Origin of the sequence: Psychromonas ingrahamii 37 (genome assembly GCF_000015285.1) — a bacterium.
Lineage (GTDB): Bacteria > Pseudomonadota > Gammaproteobacteria > Enterobacterales > Psychromonadaceae > Psychromonas > Psychromonas ingrahamii.
Map to the genome: position 1 here is coordinate 413,169 of NC_008709.1, position 26,001 is coordinate 439,169.

The 26,001-nt window shown below is 39.2% G+C and carries 27 protein-coding genes; 8 read left to right on the forward strand and 19 right to left on the reverse strand.

The features are described 5' to 3' along the window. Positions 1-208 precede the first annotated feature (208 nt). A complete protein-coding gene (locus PING_RS01685) occupies positions 209-652 on the reverse strand; it encodes a GatB/YqeY domain-containing protein (RefSeq protein WP_011768737.1) in 444 nt (147 codons plus the stop codon). 33 nt (positions 653-685) lie between these two features. Beyond that, complete coding sequence (gene rpsU, locus PING_RS01690; RefSeq protein WP_011768738.1) at positions 686-901, reverse strand: 30S ribosomal protein S21; 216 nt, start codon at positions 899-901, stop codon at positions 686-688. 266 nt (positions 902-1,167) lie between these two features. Between rpsU and tsaD the strand changes: the two genes are divergently transcribed. Beyond that, a complete protein-coding gene (gene tsaD / locus PING_RS01695; RefSeq protein WP_011768739.1) occupies positions 1,168-2,193 on the forward strand; it encodes a tRNA (adenosine(37)-N6)-threonylcarbamoyltransferase complex transferase subunit TsaD in 1,026 nt (341 codons plus the stop codon). Between the two features lie 162 nt (positions 2,194-2,355). Then, positions 2,356-3,453 carry a Wzz/FepE/Etk N-terminal domain-containing protein gene (locus PING_RS01700; RefSeq protein ID WP_083761710.1) on the forward strand — a complete coding sequence of 366 codons (1,098 nt, stop codon included), beginning with the start codon at positions 2,356-2,358 and terminating at the stop codon, positions 3,451-3,453. 105 nt (positions 3,454-3,558) lie between these two features. Here PING_RS01700 and hemB read toward each other — a convergent pair whose 3' ends face one another. The 8 genes from hemB to ubiE form a co-directional block, all read right to left on the reverse strand. Continuing rightward, positions 3,559-4,566 carry a porphobilinogen synthase gene (gene hemB, locus PING_RS01705; protein ID WP_011768741.1) on the reverse strand — a complete coding sequence of 336 codons (1,008 nt, stop codon included), beginning with the start codon at positions 4,564-4,566 and terminating at the stop codon, positions 3,559-3,561. Positions 4,567-4,578: 12 nt separating this feature from the next. Beyond that, entirely contained in the window at positions 4,579-5,376 is a 798-nt protein-coding gene (locus PING_RS01710; RefSeq protein ID WP_011768742.1) for a TatD family hydrolase, read from the reverse strand. A 6-nt stretch (positions 5,377-5,382) separates the two neighbouring features. Further along, a complete protein-coding gene (gene tatC, locus PING_RS01715) occupies positions 5,383-6,159 on the reverse strand; it encodes a twin-arginine translocase subunit TatC (RefSeq protein ID WP_011768743.1) in 777 nt (258 codons plus the stop codon). Beyond that, positions 6,156-6,566: a Sec-independent protein translocase protein TatB gene (tatB, locus tag PING_RS01720; protein WP_011768744.1), complete on the reverse strand. Its 411-nt coding sequence runs from the start codon at positions 6,564-6,566 to the stop codon at positions 6,156-6,158. The genes tatC and tatB overlap by 4 nt, the downstream gene beginning before the upstream one ends. Positions 6,567-6,590: 24 nt before the next feature. Beyond that, positions 6,591-6,857, reverse strand: coding sequence for a twin-arginine translocase TatA/TatE family subunit (gene tatA / locus PING_RS01725; protein ID WP_011768745.1), 267 nt, complete (start codon positions 6,855-6,857; stop codon positions 6,591-6,593). Between the two features lie 57 nt (positions 6,858-6,914). Then, positions 6,915-8,555 carry a ubiquinone biosynthesis regulatory protein kinase UbiB gene (gene ubiB, locus PING_RS01730; protein WP_011768746.1) on the reverse strand — a complete coding sequence of 547 codons (1,641 nt, stop codon included), beginning with the start codon at positions 8,553-8,555 and terminating at the stop codon, positions 6,915-6,917. Continuing rightward, entirely contained in the window at positions 8,552-9,184 is a 633-nt protein-coding gene (locus tag PING_RS01735) for a ubiquinone biosynthesis accessory factor UbiJ (RefSeq protein ID WP_011768747.1), read from the reverse strand. Before PING_RS01735 ends, ubiB begins: the two co-directional genes overlap by 4 nt. An 80-nt stretch (positions 9,185-9,264) precedes the next feature. Further along, positions 9,265-10,020: a bifunctional demethylmenaquinone methyltransferase/2-methoxy-6-polyprenyl-1,4-benzoquinol methylase UbiE gene (gene ubiE / locus PING_RS01740; RefSeq protein ID WP_011768748.1), complete on the reverse strand. Its 756-nt coding sequence runs from the start codon at positions 10,018-10,020 to the stop codon at positions 9,265-9,267. A 488-nt stretch (positions 10,021-10,508) separates the two neighbouring features. Between ubiE and pgi the strand changes: the two genes are divergently transcribed. Then, complete coding sequence (gene pgi / locus PING_RS01745) at positions 10,509-12,161, forward strand: glucose-6-phosphate isomerase (protein ID WP_011768749.1); 1,653 nt, start codon at positions 10,509-10,511, stop codon at positions 12,159-12,161. Positions 12,162-12,240: 79 nt separating this feature from the next. On the opposite strand, the gene PING_RS01750 is transcribed toward pgi, so the two are convergent. Together PING_RS01750 and PING_RS01755 are read right to left on the reverse strand one after the other, a co-directional pair. After that, positions 12,241-12,894 carry a DUF1919 domain-containing protein gene (locus PING_RS01750; RefSeq protein WP_011768750.1) on the reverse strand — a complete coding sequence of 218 codons (654 nt, stop codon included), beginning with the start codon at positions 12,892-12,894 and terminating at the stop codon, positions 12,241-12,243. Then, positions 12,875-13,684 (reverse strand): glycosyltransferase family 32 protein, encoded by an 810-nt coding sequence (locus PING_RS01755; protein WP_011768751.1) that lies wholly within the window; start codon positions 13,682-13,684, stop codon positions 12,875-12,877. Before PING_RS01755 ends, PING_RS01750 begins: the two co-directional genes overlap by 20 nt. A 197-nt stretch (positions 13,685-13,881) precedes the next feature. Here PING_RS01755 and PING_RS01760 point away from each other — a divergent pair, with 197 nt between their 5' ends. Then, positions 13,882-14,901: a glycosyltransferase family 9 protein gene (locus PING_RS01760; protein ID WP_011768752.1), complete on the forward strand. Its 1,020-nt coding sequence runs from the start codon at positions 13,882-13,884 to the stop codon at positions 14,899-14,901. A 48-nt stretch (positions 14,902-14,949) separates the two neighbouring features. On the opposite strand, the gene PING_RS01765 is transcribed toward PING_RS01760, so the two are convergent. Beyond that, a complete protein-coding gene (locus tag PING_RS01765; RefSeq protein WP_011768753.1) occupies positions 14,950-15,723 on the reverse strand; it encodes a glycosyltransferase family 2 protein in 774 nt (257 codons plus the stop codon). Between the two features lie 4 nt (positions 15,724-15,727). Further along, entirely contained in the window at positions 15,728-16,774 is a 1,047-nt protein-coding gene (locus PING_RS01770; RefSeq protein ID WP_011768754.1) for a glycosyltransferase family 9 protein, read from the reverse strand. A 125-nt stretch (positions 16,775-16,899) separates the two neighbouring features. Between PING_RS01770 and PING_RS01775 the strand changes: the two genes are divergently transcribed. Further along, the gene (locus PING_RS01775; RefSeq protein WP_011768755.1) at positions 16,900-17,595 is read left to right on the forward strand and encodes a 3-deoxy-D-manno-octulosonic acid kinase; all 696 of its coding nucleotides are present in this window, start codon (positions 16,900-16,902) and stop codon (positions 17,593-17,595) included. 45 nt (positions 17,596-17,640) lie between these two features. On the opposite strand, the gene PING_RS01780 is transcribed toward PING_RS01775, so the two are convergent. The 5 genes from PING_RS01780 to rfaD all read right to left on the reverse strand — a co-directional run bounded on the left by PING_RS01780 (position 17,641) and on the right by rfaD (position 23,116). Then, positions 17,641-18,477, reverse strand: a complete 837-nt coding sequence (locus tag PING_RS01780; protein WP_011768756.1) for a glycosyltransferase — start codon at positions 18,475-18,477, stop codon at positions 17,641-17,643. Between the two features lie 155 nt (positions 18,478-18,632). Next, positions 18,633-19,877: a 3-deoxy-D-manno-octulosonic acid transferase gene (locus tag PING_RS01785; RefSeq protein ID WP_011768757.1), complete on the reverse strand. Its 1,245-nt coding sequence runs from the start codon at positions 19,875-19,877 to the stop codon at positions 18,633-18,635. Further along, complete coding sequence (locus PING_RS01790; RefSeq protein WP_011768758.1) at positions 19,878-21,128, reverse strand: O-antigen ligase family protein; 1,251 nt, start codon at positions 21,126-21,128, stop codon at positions 19,878-19,880. It lies immediately after the preceding gene. A gap of 6 nt (positions 21,129-21,134) precedes the next feature. Beyond that, the gene (gene waaF / locus PING_RS01795; RefSeq protein WP_011768759.1) at positions 21,135-22,166 is read right to left on the reverse strand and encodes a lipopolysaccharide heptosyltransferase II; all 1,032 of its coding nucleotides are present in this window, start codon (positions 22,164-22,166) and stop codon (positions 21,135-21,137) included. A gap of 14 nt (positions 22,167-22,180) precedes the next feature. Beyond that, positions 22,181-23,116 (reverse strand): ADP-glyceromanno-heptose 6-epimerase, encoded by a 936-nt coding sequence (rfaD, locus tag PING_RS01800; RefSeq protein ID WP_011768760.1) that lies wholly within the window; start codon positions 23,114-23,116, stop codon positions 22,181-22,183. 168 nt (positions 23,117-23,284) lie between these two features. Here rfaD and PING_RS01805 point away from each other — a divergent pair, with 168 nt between their 5' ends. The 3 genes from PING_RS01805 (at position 23,285) to PING_RS01815 (ending at position 25,853) form a co-directional block, all read left to right on the forward strand. After that, positions 23,285-24,370, forward strand: a complete 1,086-nt coding sequence (locus tag PING_RS01805; RefSeq protein ID WP_041765807.1) for a glycosyltransferase family 4 protein — start codon at positions 23,285-23,287, stop codon at positions 24,368-24,370. A gap of 676 nt (positions 24,371-25,046) precedes the next feature. Then, positions 25,047-25,349 (forward strand): thiosulfate sulfurtransferase GlpE, encoded by a 303-nt coding sequence (gene glpE / locus PING_RS01810; protein WP_011768762.1) that lies wholly within the window; start codon positions 25,047-25,049, stop codon positions 25,347-25,349. A 153-nt stretch (positions 25,350-25,502) separates the two neighbouring features. Then, the gene (locus PING_RS01815; RefSeq protein ID WP_011768763.1) at positions 25,503-25,853 is read left to right on the forward strand and encodes a DUF6572 domain-containing protein; all 351 of its coding nucleotides are present in this window, start codon (positions 25,503-25,505) and stop codon (positions 25,851-25,853) included. Positions 25,854-26,001: the final 148 nt, after the last annotated feature.

The window sequence follows — 26,001 nt, forward strand, 5'->3', positions numbered from 1 at the left end:
TAAACCATTTAGTCTATTAATTAAAAAAAGCCGTTTTGGCTATTCCTTTATAGCACTTTATAAGGGAATAGACATTCTAAATCGCTCTGCCCGGAGCACAAATCTTACTGGACTTGTGAGGTGAAAATTAATTAATTTTGTCTGCAAACGAAAAAGCCCCAAGCTTACGAGTAAGCATGGGGCTTTTGATATCTTAACGAGTAACGGATTAAGCTAAGCTGGCTCTTACAAGCGCACTTACTTCTCCCATGTCAGCTCGTCCTTGAATATCTTTTTTGAGTAACCCCATTACTTTCCCCATATCCTGCATGCCGTTTGCACCCGAAGAGGCAATGGCTTGCTTGATTAAAGTTTTCACTTCTTCAGAGGTCAGCGCTTGTGGAAGAAACTCTTGTAATATTTCAAGTTCTGCCTTTTCAATATCAGCCAGATCAATGCGATTCGCTTTTTCAAATTGAGCAATTGAATCTTTACGCTGTTTTACTGATTTAATAACAACAGCCATAACTTCATCATCAATGAGCTCAACTTTATTATCGATCTCAATCTGTTTGATAGCTGCAAGCAACATACGAATAGTGCCCAAACGGACTTTATCCTTCGCTCGCATAGCGAGTATTTGTTGCTCTTTTAACTTTGCTTTTAAAGACATAACAATCCTTTATCTAATTTAGGAATAACTTAATTAGTAAAGGCGAACGCGACGGGCGTTTTCACGAGAAAGTTTTTTCAGGTGACGTTTAACCGCTGCTGCTTTAGCGCGTTTACGAACTGTTGTTGGTTTCTCAAAGAATTCACGTTTACGTGTTTCTGCTAAGATACCTGCTTTTTCGCAAGAGCGTTTAAAACGACGAAGTGCTACGTCAAATGGTTCGTTTTCACGAAGTTTAATTACTGGCATGTGCCTATTACCTTTATGGTTACGGTCGTATACTGACCAGTTCATTTAAAATGGTGCGAGATTTTAAACCTATTTGGGGACTAAAGTAAAGAATTAGTACGAAAAACTTACTGTAAAAGAACAAAAGATCTTCTAGATCCCCCATTCTAGGCCAGATTCATAATGTTTTCTTTATAACCGGATGAAAAAAGCATTCGGGATAGTCTTTTTACGTTAAACTAGCATTTTTTATCTATCGTCACTTTTATCAAAGGAACATTTATCATATGCGTATTTTAGGTATTGAAACTTCATGTGATGAAACCGGTATCGCCATTTATGATGATCAACTAGGTTTGTTATCGCATCAGTTATATAGTCAAGTTGAATTACATGCTGACTACGGTGGTGTGGTACCTGAGCTTGCCTCTCGAGATCATGTACGTAAAACTATTCCGTTAATTAAAGAAGCATTAGTGGCTGCAAATTGTACCAAAGAGAGTCTTGATGGTATTGCTTATACTGCTGGACCAGGGTTAGTAGGAGCGTTATTAGTAGGGTCATGTATTGGGCGCAGTCTGGCCTATGCGTGGAATATACCGGCTATTGCAGTACACCATATGGAAGGGCATCTACTGGCCCCTATGCTCGAAGAAAATCGTCCGGAATTTCCGTTTTTGGCGTTGCTGGTATCGGGCGGCCATACGCTGATGGTTGAGGTTGAAAATATTGGTGAATACCAGGTATTAGGTGAAAGTATTGATGATGCTGCTGGAGAGGCCTTTGATAAGACAGCCAAATTACTTGGACTCGATTATCCGGGTGGACCGCGTTTGGCAAAATTAGCTGAAAAGGGGGAGCCCAAACGCTTTATTTTTCCACGACCAATGACCACTAAACCTGGACTTGATTTTAGTTTTAGTGGATTAAAAACCTTTGCGGCTAATACCATTGCCAAGGAAGGTAAAGATCCGCAAACTCAGGCAGATATTGCCTTGGCATTTCAGGATGCGGTCATCGATACGGTTGCTATCAAATGTAAGCGTGCTTTAAAACAAACAGGATTAAAGCGCTTAGTTGTGGCGGGTGGCGTCAGCGCCAACCTGTCTTTGCGTAGCCAATTGGCCGTTTTAATGAAATCCCTTGGTGGTGAAGTTTTTTATCCCCGCAATGAATTTTGTACGGATAACGGTGCAATGATCGCTTATGCGGGTATGCAGCGCTTAAAAGCCGGGCATTTTGAAGGCTTGGGGATTCAGGCAAAACCAAGATGGCCTCTTGATCAGCTGCTTAGCGTGCGCAGCGAGCTCTGATGGATTAGTCATTTAAATTTTCATTAATTCAGTATAATATGACGAAACTTTTATTTTTATTTCAAAAAAAAAGAATACAACACTATGGTCGAGAAAAATAACAATGTAGTACCGTAGGATGCGAAATCACCTGTTTATCTTGATTCCTATCAAGATGATGAAATTAATTTATATGAGCTTATTAAGATTATTTGGAACTACAAGTGGTTAACCGTTGTGATCTGCGCTGTTGGCATTGCAGGATCTGTTTATTATGCGTTAAACGCGCAGGAATGGTGGGTAGCTAAAGGTAAAGTGATTGCTCCTCAGGTTAATGACGTTGCAGCACTTTATGCGCAAAGCAATAAAGTCAGTGCGATACTCAATAGTAATGACCTATTGAACAGTAACAGTAACAATAACGGGCAAGACACAAAGCAGGTGTCTAAAGAGCTTGTTGATCTTTTTGAGCCCAGCACTTTATTCAGAAATTTTATTAATGCATTTAATTCAACAATCAATAAAAAACACTTTTTAGAAACAAACCCTGCCTTTTTAGCCTATCTGCAGGTAAAGCAGATAACAGTTCCAAGTAAGGGATCCGCACAAGAAAGTCGCCAGCAATATTTAATCGTATTAAATAATTGGATGAACAAGATTAATGCTTCTCTTAATAGTCAAACGTCTGAACTGGCTTTATCTTTTCGCAGTGCAACAAAAGAGTCTTCCGCTGAATTATTAAATGAATACATTCTCTTTATTGGAGAAAATGTCAGAGAAAATCAACTTGAGAAGTTTTTGTTATTTATTGATTCTGCAAAAAATGAGTTGCAGGTTTCATTGCAGATGACCGAGCAAAAAGCGCGTCGGGAGTTGGCTGTTTTATTACAAAAGACAGAATATGCTTATCAGATTGCTTCCCATTCAGGTTTAGTTGAATACCAGGCAAACCTCAATAAAGAAGGGGAATTATTTCAAATTAACCTCGGCGAAAAAGCCTTAAAAGCTAAAATTGATGTTTTAAAATCTATCCAAGATTTAAGCGTGTTAGAGCCTTCGTTGGCAATAATGACCATCACACTGGATGCGTTAAATAAATTGGAATTCAGTGATAATAGTTCCTTCACTCCTTATCGTTATTTAGAGGTTGTCGAGCCCCCTTTAAATCGATCTGCTCCCAAACGTGCACTGATCGTTATTTTAGCGACCTTATTAGCGGGAATGTTGTCAATTTTTATTGCCTTAGTACATTATTTTATGACTAAAAAAGAGCAAAATTAACCTGCTCTTTATGCCAAATATACTGATCTTTTGTTCTTTACAAATAGTGTAATAGAGGGAATAAAAAAGTGGGTTGGAGCAAGCTTATCTTGCTCCAACAGCATATTATTTATTTTCTTGTAACCAAATAGCGACCTGCTTGGCAAAGTAGGTCAGAATGCCGTTTGCCCCTGCACGTTTAAAACAAAGTAAAGATTCTAAAACCGTTTCGCGCTCTTTTAACCAACCATTATCTATAGCCGCTTTATGCATCGCATATTCGCCACTTACCTGGTATGCAAAAGTAGGGACCTGCAGTTCAGTTTTAACACGGCGGACTATGTCTAAATAGGGCATGCCGGGTTTAACCATGACCATATCAGCGCCCTCTTGAATATCCAGTGCAACTTCATGAATTGCTTCATCACTGTTGGCGGGATCCATTTGGTAGGTTGATTTATTGCCACCTTTTAAATTGCCGGCGCTGCCGACGGCATCCCGAAAAGGGCCGTAGTAGTTTGACGCATATTTAGCACTGTAAGCCATTATTTGGGTATTAATAAATCCGGCATTTTCCAATGCTTCACGAATAGCACCAATACGACCATCCATCATATCTGACGGTGCGACAATATCGGCACCCGCTTGCGCATGGGAAAGGGCTTGCTTAACCAGTATCTCGGTTGTAATGTCATTTAATACATAGCCCTCTTTATCAATAATACCGTCTTGTCCGTGGGTAGTGAAAGGATCCAGTGCCACATCGGTGATCACCCCTAATTCAGGACAAGCCTCTTTAACACTTCTTACCGCGCGTTGAGCAAGCCCCTCGGGGTTGTATGCTTCCTCGGCCATCTCGGTTTTTATATTGTCCGGTGTCACCGGAAACAGGGCAATAGCTGGAATGCCTAATGCCACTAACTGCTTTGCTTCTGCCACCAGTAAATCAATTGAAAGCCGCTCGATACCCGGCATAGACTTTATCTTTTCGCGTTGGTTTTTCCCTTCAACAACAAACATTGGATAAATAAGATCGCTTGCAGAAAGCTGGTTTTCGGCAACTAAACGACGAGAAAAATCATGCTTACGCAAACGACGCAAGCGTCGCGCAGGGAAGTGCTGAGAAATGGTCATGAATAAATCCTATTAAACGGTTAACGCTCTGCCAATATTAAAAAAGGCTCGGCTGGTTTGTGTTGTTTGTTCTATAAATTGTTCAACATTTTGCTGCCGGGCATGGGCAATGGTTTGCGCGATATAGGGTAAGTATTTTGGTTCATTACGGCTTGATTTGGGTTTTGGGCGCATTGAACGAGGCAATAAATAGGGGGAGTCTGTTTCGATCATTAAGCGGTTGGCGGGAATTAATTTAACTAACTCCAGCAGGTGGGCACCACGGCGTTCATCGCAAATCCAACCGGTGATGCCAATGTGTAAATCAATTTCCAAGCAGCGTTGTAAATCGAACTGATCGCCCGTGAAGCAGTGTAAGACAGCATTTGGAAGTTGTTTGACATAAGGGCTTAACAGCTCGATAAAACGCTGGTTAGCATCACGCTCATGCATAAATACAGGTAATTGCAGCTCAACGGCTAACTCAAGCTGTTCTATAAAGGCGTATTCCTGCTCAGCGGGCGTTGAATAATTACGGTTAAAGTCTAAACCACACTCTCCAATGGCTTTTACCGAGGGGTCCTGGGCAAGTGATCGAAGTTGATTTAGGCTGGTTTTATCAAAGGAGTCCGCATCATGCGGATGAATGCCTGCAGTCGAAAATAAATAATCGGGATAATTTTGAGCCAGTTGCAGGGCAGCTTCACTTTCAGCTAAATTTGTTCCAGTGATTATCATACTGCTAACACCAGCCTGCTTTGCGTTAGCAATTACTTCATTAATATCTTTTTGAAAGCGTTTATTCGTCAGGTTGACGCCAATATCAATCATTTAACATCAGTTCTCCTGTTCACTATTGTCTGTATCTTCTGCCGGTTGCACATAAAAACGGGAAAACAGTAAACCAATCTCAAATAAAATCAGCATGGGCACCGCCAGCAGGGTTTGTGAAATCACATCGGGGGGCGTTAACAGCATGGCAAAGACAAAGGCAGCAACCACAATATAGGGGCGTTTTTCTTTGAGTTTTTGTGGTGTGGTTGCTCCCGTCCAGCATAAGACTAAGGTGGCGATGGGGATTTCAAAGGCGAGTCCAAAGGCAAAAAACAGTTTTAAGGCAAAATCCAAATAACTGCTGATGTCGGTGGCGATCAAAACACCTTCCGGTGCGGTATTAGTAAAAAATGAAAATGCCAGCGGAAAGACCACATAATAAGAAAATGCCATGCCTAAATAAAAGAGCAGGGCGCTGCTAATCACCAGAGGGGCGACCAATTTGCGTTCGTGTTTGTATAAACCCGGCGCAATAAAGCCCCATACTTGATATAGAATAGCTGGAATGGCTATAAAAATAGATAAAACCAGAGTCAGTTTAATGGGCGTGAAAAAAGGTGTCGCCACGCCGGTCGCTATCATACTGGCACCTTCCGGCAGCTGACTGGTTAGTGGGATTGATAAATAATGATAGATATCATTAGCGAAATACACCAAGCTTAAAAAAATAATGATAACGATAGCAACAATACGTAAAATACGGTCGCGAAGTTCAATTAAGTGGCTAAATAATGGCAAGCTGTGCTGGCTGCTTGTTCCATTATCCTGATCTGAACTCATTCGTTTTTATCCTGTCTGGGGGGCGTCGTTTTGCTGCTATCAAGAATGCTGTTTTCTTGCTGCGTAGTGCCGCTGGGGTTTTTATCTAAAGATGTTTTAATATCATCTATGTCTTTTTTATAGGGGCGAGACAATTGCTCTGCTGTTTCTTTCATTTCATCAATAGATTTTTGTAATTCAGGATCCAGATCGCTTAATCCTTGTTTACTTGCTTTGATCATATTCTCATTTATTTCGTGTAGTTTTAACTCTTGTGTCACTTCTGTTTTGACCGAGTTGGCCATGTTTTTTGCCGTTGTGATCCAATGCATCACACTGCGGATTGCATGGGGTAGACGCTCTGGGCCAAGAACAACCAAACCGATCACAGAAATTAAAACAAGTTCCCAAAAACCTATATCAAACATCTAAAGTACACCTTGAGTTAATGATTATGCCCGATCTTTTTCTTTACTCTGCTCTTTGATGTTTTCCTCTACTTTTTTATTCGAGGGTTGCTTCGCGTTATCATCTACTTGCGTAGAATCTTTATCGTCTACCTGCGTAGAGTCTTTGTCGTTATCTTCCTTGATTGCTTTTTTAAATCCTTTGATAGCACCGCCTAAATCACCGCCAATGCCGCGTAATTTCTTTGTCCCGAAGAGTAAGATCACTATTACTGTGATAATAGCTAACTGCCAAATACCAATGCCGCCCATAATTTATTTCCTTCTTTAATCGTTCAGTTAATTGTTTGTCATTATTAATAGTAAACTTTATACCTTATTGGTATAGCGCCACGCAAGTAACCAGGCAAAAATACCGGGGATACCCGCTAATAAGGTAAGGTTTTTATCTGTTTGCAGATAAGCCAGTGCCGAAATTAAACTCAGAGAGATAGCCGCTGCAATATAAAAATAACTTTTGCGGTTATTTTTTTGTTGTTTATTAAAAGATTCAGCTAATAAAATAAGTTGCTTATTCTGTGATTTAGCCTGCGATAAATTGTAGTAAACAAGCTCAGGCAATTCCGGTAACTTCTCGAGCCAAAAAGGCGCTTTTTGGCTGATTGATTTAAATAAGGTTTTTGGACTAACCTGCTCTTTCATCCAATTTTCTAAAAAAGGTTTTGCGGTATCCCATAAGTCCAGTTGCGGGTATAATTGCCGTCCTAATCCTTCGACATAAAACAATGTTTTTTGCAATAAAACCAGTTGCGGTTGCACTTTCATATTATAGCGGCGCGCGGTATTAAATAAGTTAATTAACACCTGCGCAAAGGATATTTCTGCAAGCGGTTTTTCAAAAATAGGTTCACATACTGCGCGAATGGAAAATTCAAATTCTTCAACGGGTGTATCTGCCGGAACCCAACCAGAATCAACATGAAGTTGTGCAACCTGGCGATAATCTCGATTGAAAAAGGCTAGGAAGTTTTCTGCAAGGTAGCGTTTATCTTCTTTATTGAGCGTGCCCATAATACCACAATCGATACCTATCCAGAGAGGATCTTCCGGGTGTTCATAGGAGACAAATACATTGCCCGGGTGCATATCCGCATGGAAAAAGCTGTCCCGGAAAACCTGAGTGAAGAAAGTTTCCACTCCGCGTTCAGCCAGTAACTTAAGATTTGTATTTTGTGCTTGTAATGCGTTGGTATCAGAAACAGGAATACCATAAATTCTTTCCATGACTAACGCGTTTTTAGTGCAGTAATTCGGGTATATTTCAGGTACATAAAGTAGCTTGGAATTTAAAAAATTACGCCGTAATTGAATGGTATTCGCGCCTTCGCGCATCAGGTCTATTTCATCAATAATAGTTTTTTCATATTCATGTATCACTTCGACCGGACGCAGACGTTCCGCTTCTTTTAAAAACCGCTGCATCAAAGAAGCTAACCACTTCATTAGCTGTAAATCTGCCTGAATTCTTTTTTCAATGCCGGGGCGGGTTACTTTAACCACAACGGCTCGACCATCTTCTTTTAGTGTTGCCGTGTGCACCTGGGCAATAGAGGCTGAGGCAAGTGCGACTTTATCAAAGTCATCAAAGATGCTGTCAATCGGCTTATTAAAGGATTTTTCTATCTGTTCAATCGCCTGTTCACCACAAAAAGGAGGAACATTATCCTGAAGATAGGCCAGTTGATCTGCGTAAATGGGGGGTAATAAATCACGTCGGGTGGACAACATTTGCCCAAGCTTAATATAAATTGGCCCCAGCGACTGTAAACTTAAACGTAATCTTTCGGGTAAACTCATACCTTGATGTTTGTTGCTAATCCAAAAAAGACAAGCACACATAAAACGATAGGCTAATGGCACATGCTCTTTAGGGAGCAGTTCTATTAAACCATATTCAATTACTGTTTTATTGATTTGATAAAGGCGGGTGAGTTCTTTTATTTTTATCATCGGATATTCCGCGTTAACTTGTTGCTGCTGGCAAAGCATAGCTGAAGACGTTTTTCTAAGGTATCTGTCTGCTTCTTGATATCATTTACCTGTTCACAAAAATAGGCAACCTCCAGCGGCCCCGGAGCGATTTTTAGCTCTTCAGTGAGATATTCGCCACTCTGTTTTTGAATTTTTTTTATTTGTGAAGAGGCGTTTTGCCGGCATTGTTTGAATTGATAACAAAGTTTATGGGCGAGGATATCGCCAATAATAGCTGACAAGTGTTCCTCCCAGTCAATATCCATCTCGGTGAGTAAACGTGCGAAGCGCTGTACTATTTTAATGTCACCCTCTACCTCGAGTTGTTCCGTTTTAATTAAATGCGTGAGTTGATGATTATTTTGTAACTCTTTTAGTGCTGAAATGTTTAAGCGAATAAAACAGTCTGCCTGCCCTTCATAATGAGACAAAATATCAATTTGTTGTGTACTGATCACAAAATAGAGCGGTTTATTAATCTCTTTTAGGGCGACGCCAATAATAGTGCCATTAAGTTGTTTACGTCTTTGTAATGCGCTTGAATCAAGTTGCTGTAATTTATTTACAGTGGTTTCAAGAAAACCGCAAACTAGCTTATCTAATGGCATAATATCCTCTATTTTAGCGTTGATGTTAGCAAGTAGGAGCTGGGATAGCCTAGTACCGAAGCTCTAGAAGTGCATATTGGTTAATATTTGTAACCACGGTGCAGTGCCACAATACCACCACTGAGATTAAAATATTCGCAGCCTTCAAAATTAGCGCTATTCATCATCTCTTTTAAGATCTCTTGACCGGGATGCATGCGAATACTTTCTGCAAGATACTGGTAACTTTCACTGTCGTTTGCAATCAACTTGCCCAATTTAGGAAGAACGTTAAACGAGTAAAAATCGTAAAATTTACTGAGCGGTTCGTACAGAGGTGTCGAGAATTCAAGCACTAACAGACGACCGCCCGGCTTTAAAACGCGATACATAGAGGCCAACGCTTTGTCCTTATCGGTGACATTACGTAACCCAAAGGCAATAGTAATTAAATCAAAATGGTTGTCAGGAAAAGGTAACTCTTCGGCATTCGCTTGTACATAACTGACATTGCCGACAATCCCCAGATCGCGAAGCTTGCTGCGACCCACTTTGAGCATCGAGTCGTTAATATCAGCGAGAGTGACTTGTCCCGTTTGACCGACTATACGGGAGAATTTAGCCGTTAAATCACCCGTTCCACCAGCCAGATCTAATACTTTTTGACCTTTTCGTATGCCTGAACAATCAACAGTAAAGCGTTTCCAAATGCGATGAACTCCCATTGATAAAACATCATTCATAATATCGTATTTAGCGGCTACCGAATGAAAAACGCCAGCAACTAAATCTGCTTTTGTATCTTCCTGCACGGTTTTAAAGCCAAAATGTGTTGTGTTTTCTGCTTGGTTGCTCATGTCTTTTCCCTTTATGCTGTGACAGATTCTATCCCTAACGGGCTTAGGGTAGATCTAAAATAAGATCGAAGATAATACCTGATTTTGTCGAAAATTGGATCTTTATTGTTAATTCCTTACATTGTACTCGGTAATCGGAAAAACTTAATAGGGTAGTGCTGGCCTGTAGTGAAAAATTAACGGGCCGTTGCTGTGACTAAAATTGTCGTTACTTTCTGGAATCGAAATGACGCCCTATTTTTGATTTAAATAGTTCACTATCAGGCATTGTTTCCAATCACGGTTTTTGAGCACTGTTATCGCCTGTAATGACCGCTACTTTTTTCTTATTCGCTATTTTTCTCCGTTTTATTTTAAACAAAGAAAAATAACGTTGTACCAATTGAAATGGCATCACTAAAATAGATTCAAATCAGTATCTAAAGTGTTTTTTTATAGTTAAATAACGCTTTTCTTTCTTTTAAACATTAACTTTGTGGGAATTACCTATGTTAAAAAATATCAACCCAACAAAAACAGTCGCATGGTCTGAGTTAAAAACACTCTTTGATGCCAATGCCGATCTGAAAATATCAACTCTTTTCGCCAATGATCCGCAGCGTTTTAAGGCATTTTCCCGTCAGTTTGATGATCATCTATTAGTGGACTTTTCAAAAAATTTAATCACTGAAGAAATTTTCACAAAACTGCTCGCACTCGCTGAAGAAGTGGATCTCAAAGGGGCCATTAAAGCGCAATTTTCGGGTGAAAAAATCAATGTAACGGAAAATCGTGCCGTATTGCATAGCGCATTGCGTAATCGCAGTAATACTCCGGTATTTGTTGATGGCGAAAACGTCATGCCAAAAGTGAATGCGGTACTTGAAAAAATGAAAGCTTTCTGTACAAAAGTACATTCCGGTGAGTGGAAAGGTTACACCGGCAAAGCTATCACCGATATCGTTAATATCGGCATTGGTGGTTCGGATTTAGGCCCTTTTATGGTGACAGAGGCACTACGTCCTTATAAAGTTGAAGGCATTGATGCACACTTTGTTTCCAACGTTGATGGTACCCATATTGTTGAAACCTTAGCTAAGGTTGATCCGGAAACAACCTTATTCTTAGTGGCTTCAAAAACATTTACCACACAGGAAACAATGACCAATGCGCATAGCGCACGTGAGTGGTTTTTAAACTTTGCCGAAGATGAAACCTTTGTTGCTAAACATTTTGCCGCATTATCAACCAATGCAGACGCCGTTGCCGAGTTTGGTATTGATGTTGATAATATGTTTGAATTCTGGGACTGGGTTGGCGGTCGTTATTCAATCTGGTCTGCGATCGGTTTATCCATTGCCTTAACTATTGGTTTTGACAATTATGAAGTCCTGCTTGGCGGTGCGCATGAGATGGATAAGCATTTCGAAGAAACTGATTTTGAGAACAATATTCCGGTGATTTTAGCGGTTATTGGTGTTTGGTATAACAATTTCCATGGCGCAGAGTCAGAGGCTATTCTGCCGTATGATCAATATATGCACCGTTTTCCTGCCTATTTTCAACAGGGCAATATGGAATCCAATGGTAAATGTGTGGATCGTAACGGTGAATCGGTGGATTACCAAACAGGTCCCATCATTTGGGGTGAGCCAGGTACTAATGGGCAGCATGCTTTCTACCAGTTAATTCACCAGGGTACAAAACTAATTCCCTGTGATTTTATTGCCCCTGCGGTAAGTCATAATCCGGTGGGTGATCACCATGCTAAATTACTTTCTAACTTTTTCGCACAAACAGAGGCCTTAGCCTTTGGTAAGAGTAAAGAGACAGTCGAAGCCGAGTTTGCTGCTGCGGGTAAAACGACCGAAGAGGTGGCGCATTTAATTCCTTCTAAAGTATTTGCGGGTAATAATCCCACTAACTCCATTTTAGTGAATAAAATTACGCCGCAAACATTAGGGCAGCTGATTGCAATGTATGAACAAAAAATCTTTGTGCAGGGCGTTATTTGGAATATCTTTAGCTTTGATCAATGGGGGGTTGAATTAGGCAAGCAACTGGCGGGTCAAATCTTACCTGAACTGACAACGGTTAATGCGGTTGATAGCCACGATAGTTCAACAAATGGTCTGATCAATGCCTGGAAAGCGTGGAAATAGCTTTTAGTCTTGTGGTCAGATAATAAAAACCGCTTTATTTAAAGCGGTTTTTTATTCCTAAAAATAAAGTTAACTCTGTTTACGCTTTATCTTCCCTTTGTATATTGTTAATAAAATTAATAAGGTCAAATTCTTTTTTTGTTGTATGCTTCCACTCATCAATCACTGTCTCTTTACCTTTAAATGCTTGCATGGACACGATACTTTTTAAGTTTGGAAACGCTGTTGCTGTAAAGCAGATTTTGTTTTTAAAGTTCAAATCATCAAACCGTTCGGCCATATTGTCTTCAAATTTCAATGATGCACTGAATTTAACGATTAATTTATCAAAATTCATTCTTGCCAATCTTTTCAGCCATTTATCTTTTGCATCTTGTTGTGATTGATAATGTAAAAAATGCAGTTCATATTTATTATCTAAAATACCAATTGGGTAGTTTTTTTTATAGATATTGAGTCTAACCATCTCCTCTTTATGTTGAGAGTTCTCATGCTCTATAAAGGAAATTTTGGTTAACAGTTCAGGCGTTAAGTTTTCCAATAATTCAATATAATCAGGAGAAAAAATTAATAAATTTACAAAGGGAGTTGTGTAAGGAAGGGCAAATTTTTTATACATAAAAGTTCCCCAACAATTGTTAGAGATAATTGTAAAATCATTTTGTTTTAATTTTAAACGACTTAGTCTGCTTTTTATGTATTTCTCAACCTTCCTACCTATTTCTATTCTCATTTTTTTGGTCCATCTCTTTTATTAATAGCTCAGAAGGCTTTTTATGGGTCCATTTCCCCCTTGGTTTATCCAGATATTGAAAATGCTCGTTAGTAAAACTGCCTTGAATACAGGTCGCACGGTGAGTCCGCGAGGTTACCTTTTTACCCGCTAATACCGTATTTAATACGCCGGGTCCGGTTAGAAAATAAACACCTCGATCTACTTCTTTTTCTTGTATTTTGTGGCAAATAATTGTGATGGCTTGTTGAAGTTCGTTATTATTTGGGGCACAGGCTAAAAAATAGTTGGTAAAATGGGTGTTGTTTTTGATTTTGATATAAACGGCCTGATCGTCATCCTTCAATATTTTTGATAAAGGCCACACAAAATTAGCATCAATATCTAAATAAACCCCGCCCTCTTTATTTAGTACGACTAAGCGCCATAAATCAGCTTGTGCTGCGCCATCATTTAATATCATATAGCTTTTATAAACAGCTGCTGAAGCATTGTTTTTTATATACTCAATTCGTTCTTCGGTGCTCACGTAGCGATAGTCATAATTTAAAGACATAAGACGATTAAAAAGATAATTTAAATAGACAGGCAATGTCGAGCGATTTGAATAATTTGTCTGCCAGATTACCCTTGGAATTTTACTGGCAGTCGATGATATTTTAGCTTTTGAAAATTCAGGAATAGTAAAACGCTTTTTAGGAAAAACAGCATGAAAAGGGTAAGACATTATTTTGCAAATATTGCCGATAATCTTACTAAGGCGGTTGGATAAAAAAATAAATGCGTTCATGAATTTCTCTTATAACTAAATTATCTAAAATATTAGCAAAAAACAAGCTGAAAGTCTCTATTAGAAATTTCTTGATCGCAATGTTAAGGAGATAATAATTACAGTACAATGTGCTATTAATATTTGTAATTTCAGCAGAAAAAAATCTGAATCTGCGTATTATAACAATAGCTGTAAGGTATAAAGGGGACTTAGACGTGCGTAAAATTCTTGTTGTTCGAAATGATAAAATCGGTGATTTTATGCTCGCATGGCCAAGCTTTGCTATGCTGAAAAAGTCGCTACCGGATGCGCAAATCGATGCTTTAGTGCCTGCCTATACTAAGCCGTTAGCACAGCTTTGCCCATGGATTGATAATGTAATAGTGGACGATCCGGAACAATCCCAGCAGGCACGGCTGGTTAATGAAATTAAGGCTGAAAATTATAGCGATTATATCTGTCTTTTTTCGACAACGCGCAATGCACAGCTGGGACGAAAAGCTAAAATAGCTTACCGTTTAGCGCCCGCAACCAAATGGGCCCAGTTTCTATTTAACGATCGTTTAAAACAGCGCCGTTCGCAATCGGCCAAGCCTGAATCTGAATATAATCTGGATCTAATCCGCCACTTTCTGCAAAAAAATAAGATCACGCCAGTAGAAGTAAGACCGCCCTTTTTAAATGTGGATCGGAAGGTTAAACAAACGCAGCGCAATCTGCTGCAGCAAAAATTAGGTAAATCCATTAATAAGCTTTGTTTTATCCATGCCGGCAGTGGCGGCAGTGCAAATAATTTATCGATAGCGCAGTATGCACACCTTATTACACTGTTAAATGAACATGTTGCCAATCTGGGCTTTATCTTAACCGCAGGTCCCGGTGAAGAAGTGCAAGCCAAGCAATTACAGGCATTATTACCAGATAATGTTTGCAGTTACTTGTATCAATCAACAAAGGGGTTAATCTCTTTTTGTCAGACTATTAGCTGCGCCGATCTGTTTATTGCCGGTTCAACAGGGCCATTACACATCGCTGGAGCCGCTGATGTGCCCACGGCCGGGTTTTTTCCGGCTAAACGCAGCGCGACACCGCTGCGTTGGCAACCATTAAACAGCACTGGGAGGCATATCGCTTTTATTCCGCCTAATAACAATAGTCAGGATGATATGACGGCTATCGATATTAATTTGGTGATGCAAAACTTGTTGTCTTTTTTAGAAAAAAATAATTTTTAAGGCACATTGTAAATAATAGGGGAGTTATGTCCTATTTCCTTTTAACTGTTATTTTTTGGCGCGGCTGTCATTCTCTCTTATCCATAAATCAGCGTACTTTATAAAGGTTGAATGTGCTGAAAGTATGGCAATCAGCAACCCCTGTTTACCGTCTAAAAAGCCGCGTTTTACCAGATACATTTTCACAAAACAGCCCAGTGCATGGGTGAAGCCTTGGGTCAGGCTTGCTTTTTTTCCTCTTTTTTCTCTCTCGTCAGCCCATGCTTTTCCATAACTTGCTGACTTAACCAGGTAATTTTCCATATCACCGTATGAATAGTGGAAAAGATCCCCCTGCAGTTGGGAAATTTTAACATGGTTTTCTGTTACTATTTTTTCGTGCACTAGGGCATTGTTATAATGAGCAAGCTGTTTTGGATAGACGCGGATAATTTTATCAATCCAGCCGGAGTGCGCTAAAAATCGTCCAAATACCCAAGTCTTACGCTGTATTTTGAATACTGTATTTTCATCGGAAGTGGTTATTTTTTGCTCAATCGCACTTTGTAATTCAGGAGAAACAACTTCATCTGCATCAATGGCGATAATCCATTTGCTGGTGGCATAATTTTGCGCAAGTTGCTTTTGTTTACCAAAGCCTTGCCAGTTTGTATGTGAATAAAATTTAGCCCCGTAACGCTTAGCGACCGCTTCAGTCCTATCTGTACTGCCTGAATCGACAATAATGAGTTCATCAACCCAGCGTAGCGAGTCTAAACAAGCTGGTAGGTTATTTTGCTCATTTTTGGTGATGATAATGGCGCTGATACTATTTTTTGACATTGATTTATTCCTGTTTTTGGCAAAGGTTATCAAACATAGTGATCACCACTTTTATGGCTATTTTCTGCATCGCATTTTCATCTTTTACGCGTGCCCGCCAGGGTAATTCCTCGGCCGTTTTGCCGCTTTGTTCTGTTATTAACGTATCATAAACGCTGACAACATGACTAAGCTGCGCGTACGGGCCGGTACGTTTAGGGTTGTGGTGAGCATATAAACCGATAACCGGTGTATTAACCATGGTGGCCATATGCGTCGGCCCCGTGTCAGGGGCCAGCACAATCGAGGCTTGCTTGATTAAGGCCAGCAGGTCAATCAGAGAGGTTTGCCCGATTAAGTTTTTGGCTTGTTGATTGCTGCTGGCGACAATTTTTTTTGCCAGTGCTTTTTCAATCTCTGTCGGGGCACCACAAATAAGCACTTGAAAACCTTGTTTAATAGCATGGTTCGCAAGTGCACTGTAACCTTCAATAGTCCAGTTTTTATAAGCCTTGCTGGCCGCCGGGCAGATAATAAAAGTGGGTTTATTATCAATCAGGGTGGTGGCTTTTTCCTCGCTTGCAATCGGAATGTTAATATTCCACTTAACCGAAAGGTCAGAGATGCCAAGTTTTTTGGCAAAGGCCATAAATCCATCTAACACATGGACCGATTTTCCCTGCTCTATTTTACAGTTGGTAAATAGCCACTGTCCGTCTTTTGCGCGCGGCCTGTCAAAACCCAGTTTGATATCAGCTTTGATCATTAAGCTTGCAATACTTGCCCGCAGTGCCGCCTGCATATGCAGCAGGACATCAAATTTGCGATCTTTTAACCGACAGCGTAACTGCTTGTAAGCTTTCCACCCCTGTTTTTTATCAAAAATTATCACCTCAATGCCACTAATATGCTGCAGCAGTTGCGCCTCTAATTTCCCTGTTACCCAAGTTATTTTGGTGCTAGGCCATTGTCTTTGTATGGCCTGTAGGCATGCAATGGCATGGCAGACATCGCCAATCGCACTGAGGCGTAGAATACAGATTGAGTTAGGGGCGCTGGTGAACAGGGGCATAATTTACCTATTTAGAAAAAACACAAAGGTGAGCAAAAAAATTAAATGATAATCGATACATTATGCAAAGGGGCGCCGCTAATGTAAAATAACAGACCTTCATTTATCCAAATAAAGTTATAAATGTGAAAATTATTGAATGTAATCAGCAAAGCTTCTTTTTTAATGCAGAAAAATTTTCTACATTACTGTTTGATCTTACCTTCCTTCAGGAAAATAATCGAGTGATAGGGAATTCGGTTGGGCGGGGTATTACCTGGTTTTTTGAGCATCAACAAAAAAAATATGTTCTGCGCCATTATTTTCGTGGCGGTTTTATTGGGAAAATAAATCCTGATAATTTTTTTTATGCCGGTTTAAAACGTACTCGTGCTTATAACGAGTTTATATTACTCGATAAAATGGCACAATTAAATTTACCTGTGCCGTTGCCCTATGCGGGCAGAATTAGCCGCAAAGGTCTCTTTTATCAAGCGGATCTTATTATTGAGTTGATTGACGGGGCGCATGATTTGGTGGCCGTTCTCAATAAGCGGAAAATAGGCGAAGCGCAATGGCGTGAAATAGGCCGGGTGATCCGTTTATTTCATGATAATAATATTTATCACAGCGATCTGAACAGCCACAATATTATGCTGGACAAGCACAATAAGGTCTGGTTAATTGATTTTGATAAATGTGCGCAAATAAAAACGGGTGTTTGGAAAGAAAAGACGCTAGCGCGCTTATTACGCTCTTTGCGCAAAGAAAAATCGAAAAAAAACCACTTAAATTGGTCTGAACAGGATTGGCTTTCTTTAATTTTTGGCTATCAAAATTAGCTTGTAAGTTGATTTTTAACGTCAGTTCACTTAACGAGTTGTAAGCTACTTATTTTGCACTATGCCAAAATTTGTCCACGCTTTTTTTTCTTTTCTAATTTTTTTAAATAAAGCAGAATTAACATCAGATCTTGGCAATTCTTTATGTTGAAGGTGAACCTGATTCGCTTTATAAAAAAGTGGCTTAATCATAATTCCTGCAATACCTAGACGAAAGTCTATATCACTGTCTTCGCCGATCCCCGGCGCTTCATAGCGCTGATCAAATCCATTAATGTTAAATAAATCTTGTTTAAATAAAGAAAAATTACAACCAACCAGCCCTTTATTCTTCTTTTGAATGGCCTTTCTTAATGGGGTATTAGTAATTCGAAAGCCTTTCTCAATATTTTTACCATTACCAAACAAATAATCAAATAACAGTTTAGTGCGATGTTGTGATATGAAGCAAGCCGGATTATCACACTCTCTCAAAAGCTGAGACATTTTATGGGAAAGATCTGCTCGGCGTCCATTAAGGCAAACACCTTGCTCAGCTTCGCTTAAATGGTCTTCAATAAAATAACATTGAGGAATACAATCTCCGTCTATAAAGATTAAGTAGTTACTTCGAGAGGCTTGTACCGCTTTATTTAAGCATCTATTTTTTCTAAAGCCGATATCTTCTTGCCATAAATGCTGAATAGTTAGAGTGCTCTGTTCGCTAAGTGTATTTAACTCTTTTACAATTTCACTTTTTGAACCGTCGTCAGCAATGATCACTTCAAAATTATTTTCAGTTTGCTTTTCTAGCGCTTTAAAAACGAGTTTTAACGCCTCAATATTATTGTAAAAAGCAATAATTATTGATGCCTTATAGTTTTCAGGTTGATTATTAGCCATATATTTCCTTTTTACATTGCACTTTGTATTCAAATAATATCTAACAACGGCGGATGTTAAAAAGATAGTTTGAATGTTGCCTGCAAATATATCTGTGCATAAGTACAATGTCGACGATAGTCTTGTTCAGGCGTAAAATTTTTAAATTAACTTGCTCATATTAGCAATGTTAATGTTTTCTCTAATGCACCTTGATTATTTTTGACCACTTTTAATCCTTGCTCACCCTGCTCGGTTAATTTATCAGGATCCCAGCACTGTTTAAGTAGTAACTGGGTTAATTGCTGCGGATTTTCCGCTTTTATTGTGTGCTTCACATTAATCAATTGTTCAGTGATATCGGTAAAATTAAAATTAAAAGGACCGGTTATGGCCGGTTTTTTTAAGGCCGCGGGTTCAAGTAAATTATGCCCGCCGACAGGCACAAAACTGCCGCCCATAATAACTAAATCGGCTAGGCTTAGGTAGATAATCATTTCACCCATAGTATCGCCAATATAAACCTGGCAGTCCTGAGGTGGCTGGGAGTACTCTGTTTTCCGGCAGGTTTTAAATTGTTTTTTTTCTGCCAAGTGAAAAACACTGTCAAATCGTTCCGGGTGTCGGGGGACAATAATTAACAGTGCATTTTTCTCCGTCTGCTGTAGCGTTTTAAACGCAGTTAGCATTATTTCATCTTCCCCTTTATGGGTGCTCGCCGCCAAAATAATAGGGAAGTGGCTGCATTTTTTTTTTAATAATTCCCCTTTTTGTTGTTTTTCCGGATCTATCTTTATATCGAATTTAATACTGCCGGTAATGGTTATTTTGTCTTTACTGACACCCAGCTGAATAAAACGATCCGCATCATCTTGATGTTGGGCTAATACTTTATCAAGGTGGCTAACCAGCCAGCATGCGCTGCGGGGAAATTTAAGGTAGCGTTTGGCAGAGCGCTTTGAGAGTCTGGCGTTGATTAAAGAGACCTGTACATTATGTCGTTTAGCCTGTTGCAGTAGACTTGGCCAGAGCTCTGTTTCAATAATATTAATACGCTGAATATTGTGGCATGAAAAAAACAGTTTGCTGAAAAGGATAAAATCTAGCGGCAGAAAGCGGTGCTCAATATTATCGCCAAAGGCTTTTTTAACTTCCTGATAACCGGTAAAAGTGGTGGTTGTGATCAGCAGTTTTTGCTCAGGGTACTGGACTTGATACTGCTTAATTAAAGGCAGTGCGGTTAATACCTCACCGACAGAAACGCAGTGAAAACAGGTGACGGGGAACGGCTGTTTTTTAGCTATTCCTAAATATTCTAACAGCTTGCTAAGGGGCAGTTTTCCCTTGGCTTTTTTGATCAGCGTAAAGCAGATAAAAGGGAAAAATAAAAATTGTAATAGCTGGTATAAAATAAAAAGCATCTAGGTCTCATCTCTTGCTGTTTTTGCACAAGAGTAAAAAATAATCAGTGAAAAACTATAGAACATAACCGTTGAATTGATTGTAAATATAGATTCAGTCAATGCAAAGAAAAGGTAACCGGTGCAGAGTGTAATGCCGCAATAAGATGCGCAGCGCGTATCGGCATCACCTTTGTTCCGCTGGGTGATAAAGAAGGTCAGTGGAATAAAAAAGATAGCTAAGAAAGCCATAAAAGTGAAAAAACCATATTTCCCCCAGGTATCTAAATATTGATTATGCACACTTGTCCACTGAATAATGCCCGGTGAGAGTGCGATTTTATTCTGATCAATCAATTGCTGCTTGCCTGTTATAATACCTTTGTCACCACCACCGAATAAGGGCGCATTTTTAATACTCTGTATGCCCCCTTTCCACATCTCAAAGCGCACTCCAACAGCAGGTGTCACATTGTCATTTTTTTGGTAGGAAATAATTGCATCTTCAGCCAGCTTAATGCGTTGGCTTACCAGTTCACCGGCACTTAACCAACCCGCAACTAAAATAGTGGTTAATAAAAACACTGTGCCAAGCCACTTTTTTTTACTTAAATCAAAGCAAATATTGCGATAATGAGTGGCGATAATAATAACTAAAAGGGGGATGAAAATCCAACCACCTCGAGATTGAGAAAGTATAACCGCGGTAAGCCCAAGCAATATGCTGGTAATAATCAGAAATTGGGGTATTTTATTTTTTAGTTTTTGATAGGAAAGAAGAACAAAGGCGGTTAAGAGTAAACTGATATCACCAAATTCAATAACGACAGTAAAACGTCCGCCGGCACGTTCCATACCGAGATAAAAAACATCATATAACGCATTTGTCCCGGCGAATATTGCCCCCAGCCATGCACCTAATGCAATGCTGAGTAAAGAGACATTATAACGCAATAAAAGCAAAAAGGTCAGAGCGCAAAGCAGATAACGGGAAGGTTTATCATAGGCGCTACCTGACAATCCTTCAAAATAAGCGGACAGCATGGGCAGTAAAGCAAACACGATAAGGGCGGTTAATAGGCTTTTTTCCAATAAAGTTAAAGGGTGTGCCTTAATATATCGGTAAAGGGAGGGAAGACTTATCAGTGCAATAAATAACAAAGGGAAGGCGCCGTAGCCAGTGCCGGAGCGGACGGCAAAAGTCATCGAAAAAAAGATAAAAACAAAAAACTGGATATATTGCGCTTTTGTGAACAGGCATTTTTTTAGCATAAGTTGTTACTGTTCTTTAATTAATGAATGAACCGCTGCGGTAGCGCGTGAAGGGAGAAGTTCGGTTAAGCACTTAAGATGACCAAATTTGCATTGCTTCTTAAAGCAGGGGCGGCACCCTATATCAGTATGCAAAACGCGAACATGTTGGCTAAGTGGTGGAGTGTATTTTGGAGAGCTCGATCCATATACGGCAACCAATGGTCGATTATGCGCCGCTGCAACATGCATTAGACCAGAATCATTACTGACAACAATATTAGGCAGTGAAAGCAGATCAACCGCTTCCGACAACGTTGTTTTTCCCGCTAGATTAATGCACTGCTTTTGTAAATCCGGGCTAAGCTGACTGCGAATAAGTTCACCGACTTGATGGTCTTTTTCTCCGCCAAAAACCCACACTTGCCAGCCTGCTTCAATACGCTCTTGCGCCACTTTTGCATAATAACTGTCAGGCCAGCGTTTAGACGGGCCAAATTCAGCGCCAGGGCATAATCCTAGGATTTTTTGATCCACAGACAGGGTTAATTTATTGAGGGTATTATCAAGATTTTTCTGGTTTACCGTTAATGAAGGAAAAGGAATGACGGGTAACGCTTTGCTATCCGTCATCTCTTTTTTATCAAAAGCTAACGCACTGTAACGTTCAATCATTAAGGGAAAATTATCGCGATTATTACGTAAATCATTAATAATAAAATAACGCGATTCACCTTTCCATGCAGTGCGTTTTTTTATTCCCGCGAAAAAAGGAATAAAGGCAGATTTAAACGAGTTAGGCTGGATAATCGCCCAGTCATAGACGCCCGCCAACTGTTTGCCCATTTTATAGCGCAGCGCAATCTGCAACGCGCCATGGCCGATTGGCATGGCGATGGCGTTATCGACTTCTGGCATGCGGGTCAATAATGCATTGCACCAATTTGGTGCCAAAACATCAAGTTGTGCCTGGGGATATTGCTGTTTTAATAATTTATATAAACATTGCGACATCACCATATCGCCGACCCAAGAAGGACCGATAACTAATATTTTCATTTTATTTATTCAACTTATCTGTTTAGCCAAGCCATATATTCAGCAGTACCTTGTGCAACAGATTTGAAAGTATCTTTATAACCCGCTGCCCGCAAATTTGTTAAATCAGCTTCGGTGAAACTCTGGTAGCGACCTTTTAAATGTTCAGGAAAAGGGATGCGTTCAACTTCGCCCTTCTGGTGATAAGCAACAACGGCTTGACCTACTTCAAGGAAAGATTCTGCTTGCCCTGTGCCCAGATTATAAATACCTGAAACATTATTATCAAAAAACCATAGATTTACTTTGCAGACATCTCCAATATAAACGAAATCACGTTTATGTTCACCTTCAAATAATTTAGCATTTTCACCGGCATTAAGCTGGTTATTTAAATGGAAGGCAACACTTGCCATACTGCCTTTATGCTGTTCGCGTGGGCCGTAGACATTAAAATAACGAAAACCTACAATTTGCGGCAGTGTTTCATCATGGGCTGCAGCATCTTCCCAGATACGTCGCACATACTGGTCAAACTGGAATTTAGAGTAGCCGTAAACATTTAATGGCTTTTCATATTTTAATTCTTCTTTAAAAGTATCGTTACCGCCATAGGTTGCCGCAGATGAAGCGTATAAAAATGGAATATCACGCTCAATACAGTAATGCAGCAGATCTTTAGAATATTCATAATTATTTTCCATCATGAATTTGCCGTTCCATTCAGTGGTTGCCGAGCAGGCACCTTCATGGAAAATCGCTTCAATATCACCAAAATCCTGACCGGAGACAATTTGGGTGATGAATTCATCTTTATCCATATAATCCATGATTTGCAAATCAACCAGATTAACAAATTTGGCACCGTCAGTTAGGTCATCAACAACCAGAATGTCGGTGATACCACGTTCATTAAGGGATTTAACTATACTGCTGCCGATAAAACCTGCACCACCTGTAACTATAAACATGTTCTCACCTCCGCATGGAATCTAATTTAATATAAAAATTGTTGTCATTATACCATGCAATTATTTAAAGTGGGATCTCAACTTAGACCTGTAAGTTCATATATACCAAAGATGTTTTTCCAAACAGGTAAGGTATATGTGTATACCTTAATTATGAGTGGATTAAATATGAATATTCTTGAACTTTGTTTGTCAGATTCGTTAGGTGGCTTAGAGCTGCATTTCAGAGATTTTTCTGTTTGGTTAGATGAACAACAGAGTTCTGAGGGGCGAATTTTTGTTGCAACAAGATCAGAAACACCTTTAGCAAGCCGAATGGAAAGTGATCTTTGCTTAACTAACCGTAACTTATGGCATGCCGCCAGATTGTCAAAATTTATATCAGCAAATAAAATTGACGTTGTACATATTCATGATAAAAAAGATCTGCCTTTGCTGGCTTTGGTCAAATCAATCTGTTCTTACCCGTTTAAACTTGCGCATACTCGCCATATGTCTTTACCGGGGGGGAAACGTGATTTTTACCATAGCTGGCTGTATGGCAAAGTAGATGCTTATTTTGTGATTACAGAATGGATGAAATCACAGGTGATTAATAATTTACCTCTCGCGCCTGAAAAAATTCATAAAATAAATTTGGGAACTGCTGTTGTTGAGCGCTGCAGTGAGACTGAACTTTCTGAACTGAAAGATAATATTTTTTCTGAGCATCAGGGGTTATGGTTGGCTAATATTGCGCGCATTCAGCATGGTAAAGGCCAACATGTTTTTTTAGATGCTATTAAGCAATTAAAAGATAAAGGAATTCAAGTGGCCGGCGTCATTGCCGGTGGGACGGATGACCCTCAATATGTAAAACAGCTTGAAGATTATATTGAGCTGCACCAGCTTAAAGTGAAAATATTTGGTCATCGTGATGATATTCCAGTCCTTATTCAAGCGATGGATGCTGTGGTATTAACCACTGAATGCGAAACATTTGGCTTGATTATGATTGAAGCTATGATGGCGGGGGTAGTTGCTATTGGCTCCAATTCAGGCGGAGTGCCTGAAATTATTGATCATCTTGAAAATGGATTGCTGTTCAATGTATTTGATCCTCAAGATTTGTCCAAACAGATTCAATTATTGGATTTATCCAGCGAGTTAAAAGAAAAATTAGCATTGAAAGGACAACAAAAAGCATTACAGCGCTTTGAAAAGAAAAAACAATTTTTAGCGTTTAAAGAAAAGTTATTAAATTTAGAAGAATGAAAGATCGATATTTTTTGAAAGTTTCCAGATTTAAAAAGCACTATTTGGGACGTTATTTTGGGCTAGGGGATATTTAGCCCACCCCTTTGAGCCTGAGACCTATCATGATTGTAGAACCGCGGGTTAAAGCAACGGATCTTTGACCCATACCCGGTATTTTCAGTAATCGGCTTTTATTTTTCGTTGTTCGTTATTTGGGCTATTTACTGCAATTATTTATTTCAGCTAAATAAAGAACAGTAGCCTGTGCAACGGTTTTAAATATCTTCATTAAGAAACTTGACGATATTGCTGCCGATAAAACCTGCACTAGGCCACTATAAATATCTTTCACTTCTTAATGGGAATATTAAAAAAGCAATCAAAAAAATAGCGTACATTACACTATGCCATTATTTAAAACGTTGGCCGACCTAAGCCGTGCCGCTTGATAATATCCATGAATATTATCGTTCCTTGTTTGCTCTGCATTTTCAAGCGTCAATGCAATAAAAGGATTAAACTTAACGCCCTCAAATCGTAATGTATTTTGAATATATTTATAAACATCTCAGAGAGATGCCAGTCAAAAAGCTAAGGGATAATTATTTATCAAGCATGTAAATGAAATGTTGCAACTATTTGCGACTATTTGTTAGATTGAGTCTGTACAAGTTACTTTTAATAGGAAATCACTATGTCAGGCTATCAGTTAATTAATGCTTATGATGCGAAACAACGCTCACTAAAAGAAAATATTCAACTCGTTGATATTCGAGATGCTAATTCGTTTGAAATAGCCCATGCAGAAGGCTCTTTCCACCTTACTAACGATACTATTGCTGACTTTATCGAAGAGGTAGAGGTTAATACGACTGTCTTTGTCATCTGTTACCATGGCAATAGCAGTAAAGGTGTTGCACAATACCTTTGTACTCAGGGTTATTTAGATGTGTATAGTGTGAATGGTGGATTTGAGGGCTGGCAGCTTGTTGAGTAGTAGGAATAAAATAATAGCAACTGATTGATTTTATATCAGGTTTCTGGGGTTGAAATCAAGGCTGACTTTCAAAATTATTCTATAGGTTAGAATCTCTAATTAATGGAATTGGTATAAATTATTTAACTGTTATTTTTATAGAAAGGCAAAAATATGAGCGTAGTTGATACTGATGTTATTGATGCTATTGGGTTGGAGAAAGAAGCGCAACGGGTTTTTTTAAGTATTATAGATGCTCTGGTATGGGATGCTGAAAATGTACATCTCTATACCCTTCAGGAAAAAATTAATACTTACCTGCATTTTATTGAATCAGGCGAATTAGATAAAGCATTACCCGATGGCAAAGGTTTTGATATTGCCATTGAGCTTATTTTAAAACATATGCCCAGCGATCCAGCCATTACTTTTTTTGATAAAACCACGCAAATATTGCTCGATAAAGGTATTATTTTTGTTTTTGGACCGAATCGAGATAGCGGTTATGTGGAACAACAAAGTTAATCTGTTTTTGACTTTATTATAAAAAATATTAAAAAAGCGACGTAAGTCGCTTTTTTTTTAAATTTTCCTCTGTTGCAGAGAAAGTTGTGGAGCGTGCCCCTGTAATTTTATGCGTAAGGCAAAAAATGAGAAATATTTTTTAAAAATA

What these genes read in the sequence shown, in the direction of transcription:
- tatC (WP_011768743.1), bottom strand. Translation starts at nt 6,159, where the DNA reads ATGAGTTCAGATCAGGATAATGGAACAAGCAGCCAGCACAGCTTGCCA.
- PING_RS01710 (WP_011768742.1), bottom strand. Translation starts at nt 5,376, where the DNA reads ATGATTGATATTGGCGTCAACCTGACGAATAAACGCTTTCAAAAAGAT.
- PING_RS01750 (WP_011768750.1), bottom strand. Translation starts at nt 12,894, where the DNA reads ATGAGAATAGAAATAGGTAGGAAGGTTGAGAAATACATAAAAAGCAGA.
- PING_RS01765 (WP_011768753.1), bottom strand. Translation starts at nt 15,723, where the DNA reads ATGTCAAAAAATAGTATCAGCGCCATTATCATCACCAAAAATGAGCAA.
- rpsU (WP_011768738.1), bottom strand. Translation starts at nt 901, where the DNA reads ATGCCAGTAATTAAACTTCGTGAAAACGAACCATTTGACGTAGCACTT.
- rfaD (WP_011768760.1), bottom strand. Translation starts at nt 23,116, where the DNA reads ATGTTTATAGTTACAGGTGGTGCAGGTTTTATCGGCAGCAGTATAGTT.
- pgi (WP_011768749.1), top strand. Translation starts at nt 10,509, where the DNA reads ATGTTAAAAAATATCAACCCAACAAAAACAGTCGCATGGTCTGAGTTA.
- ubiB (WP_011768746.1), bottom strand. Translation starts at nt 8,555, where the DNA reads ATGATAAAAATAAAAGAACTCACCCGCCTTTATCAAATCAATAAAACA.
- ubiE (WP_011768748.1), bottom strand. Translation starts at nt 10,020, where the DNA reads ATGAGCAACCAAGCAGAAAACACAACACATTTTGGCTTTAAAACCGTG.
- PING_RS01805 (WP_041765807.1), top strand. Translation starts at nt 23,285, where the DNA reads ATGAATATTCTTGAACTTTGTTTGTCAGATTCGTTAGGTGGCTTAGAG.
- glpE (WP_011768762.1), top strand. Translation starts at nt 25,047, where the DNA reads ATGTCAGGCTATCAGTTAATTAATGCTTATGATGCGAAACAACGCTCA.
- waaF (WP_011768759.1), bottom strand. Translation starts at nt 22,166, where the DNA reads ATGAAAATATTAGTTATCGGTCCTTCTTGGGTCGGCGATATGGTGATG.
- tatB (WP_011768744.1), bottom strand. Translation starts at nt 6,566, where the DNA reads ATGTTTGATATAGGTTTTTGGGAACTTGTTTTAATTTCTGTGATCGGT.
- PING_RS01770 (WP_011768754.1), bottom strand. Translation starts at nt 16,774, where the DNA reads ATGCCCCTGTTCACCAGCGCCCCTAACTCAATCTGTATTCTACGCCTC.
- PING_RS01780 (WP_011768756.1), bottom strand. Translation starts at nt 18,477, where the DNA reads ATGGCTAATAATCAACCTGAAAACTATAAGGCATCAATAATTATTGCT.
- PING_RS01755 (WP_011768751.1), bottom strand. Translation starts at nt 13,684, where the DNA reads ATGAACGCATTTATTTTTTTATCCAACCGCCTTAGTAAGATTATCGGC.
- PING_RS01790 (WP_011768758.1), bottom strand. Translation starts at nt 21,128, where the DNA reads ATGCTAAAAAAATGCCTGTTCACAAAAGCGCAATATATCCAGTTTTTT.
- PING_RS01685 (WP_011768737.1), bottom strand. Translation starts at nt 652, where the DNA reads ATGTCTTTAAAAGCAAAGTTAAAAGAGCAACAAATACTCGCTATGCGA.
- tsaD (WP_011768739.1), top strand. Translation starts at nt 1,168, where the DNA reads ATGCGTATTTTAGGTATTGAAACTTCATGTGATGAAACCGGTATCGCC.
- PING_RS01815 (WP_011768763.1), top strand. Translation starts at nt 25,503, where the DNA reads ATGAGCGTAGTTGATACTGATGTTATTGATGCTATTGGGTTGGAGAAA.
- PING_RS01785 (WP_011768757.1), bottom strand. Translation starts at nt 19,877, where the DNA reads ATGCTTTTTATTTTATACCAGCTATTACAATTTTTATTTTTCCCTTTT.
- hemB (WP_011768741.1), bottom strand. Translation starts at nt 4,566, where the DNA reads ATGACCATTTCTCAGCACTTCCCTGCGCGACGCTTGCGTCGTTTGCGT.
- PING_RS01735 (WP_011768747.1), bottom strand. Translation starts at nt 9,184, where the DNA reads ATGCCATTAGATAAGCTAGTTTGCGGTTTTCTTGAAACCACTGTAAAT.
- tatA (WP_011768745.1), bottom strand. Translation starts at nt 6,857, where the DNA reads ATGGGCGGCATTGGTATTTGGCAGTTAGCTATTATCACAGTAATAGTG.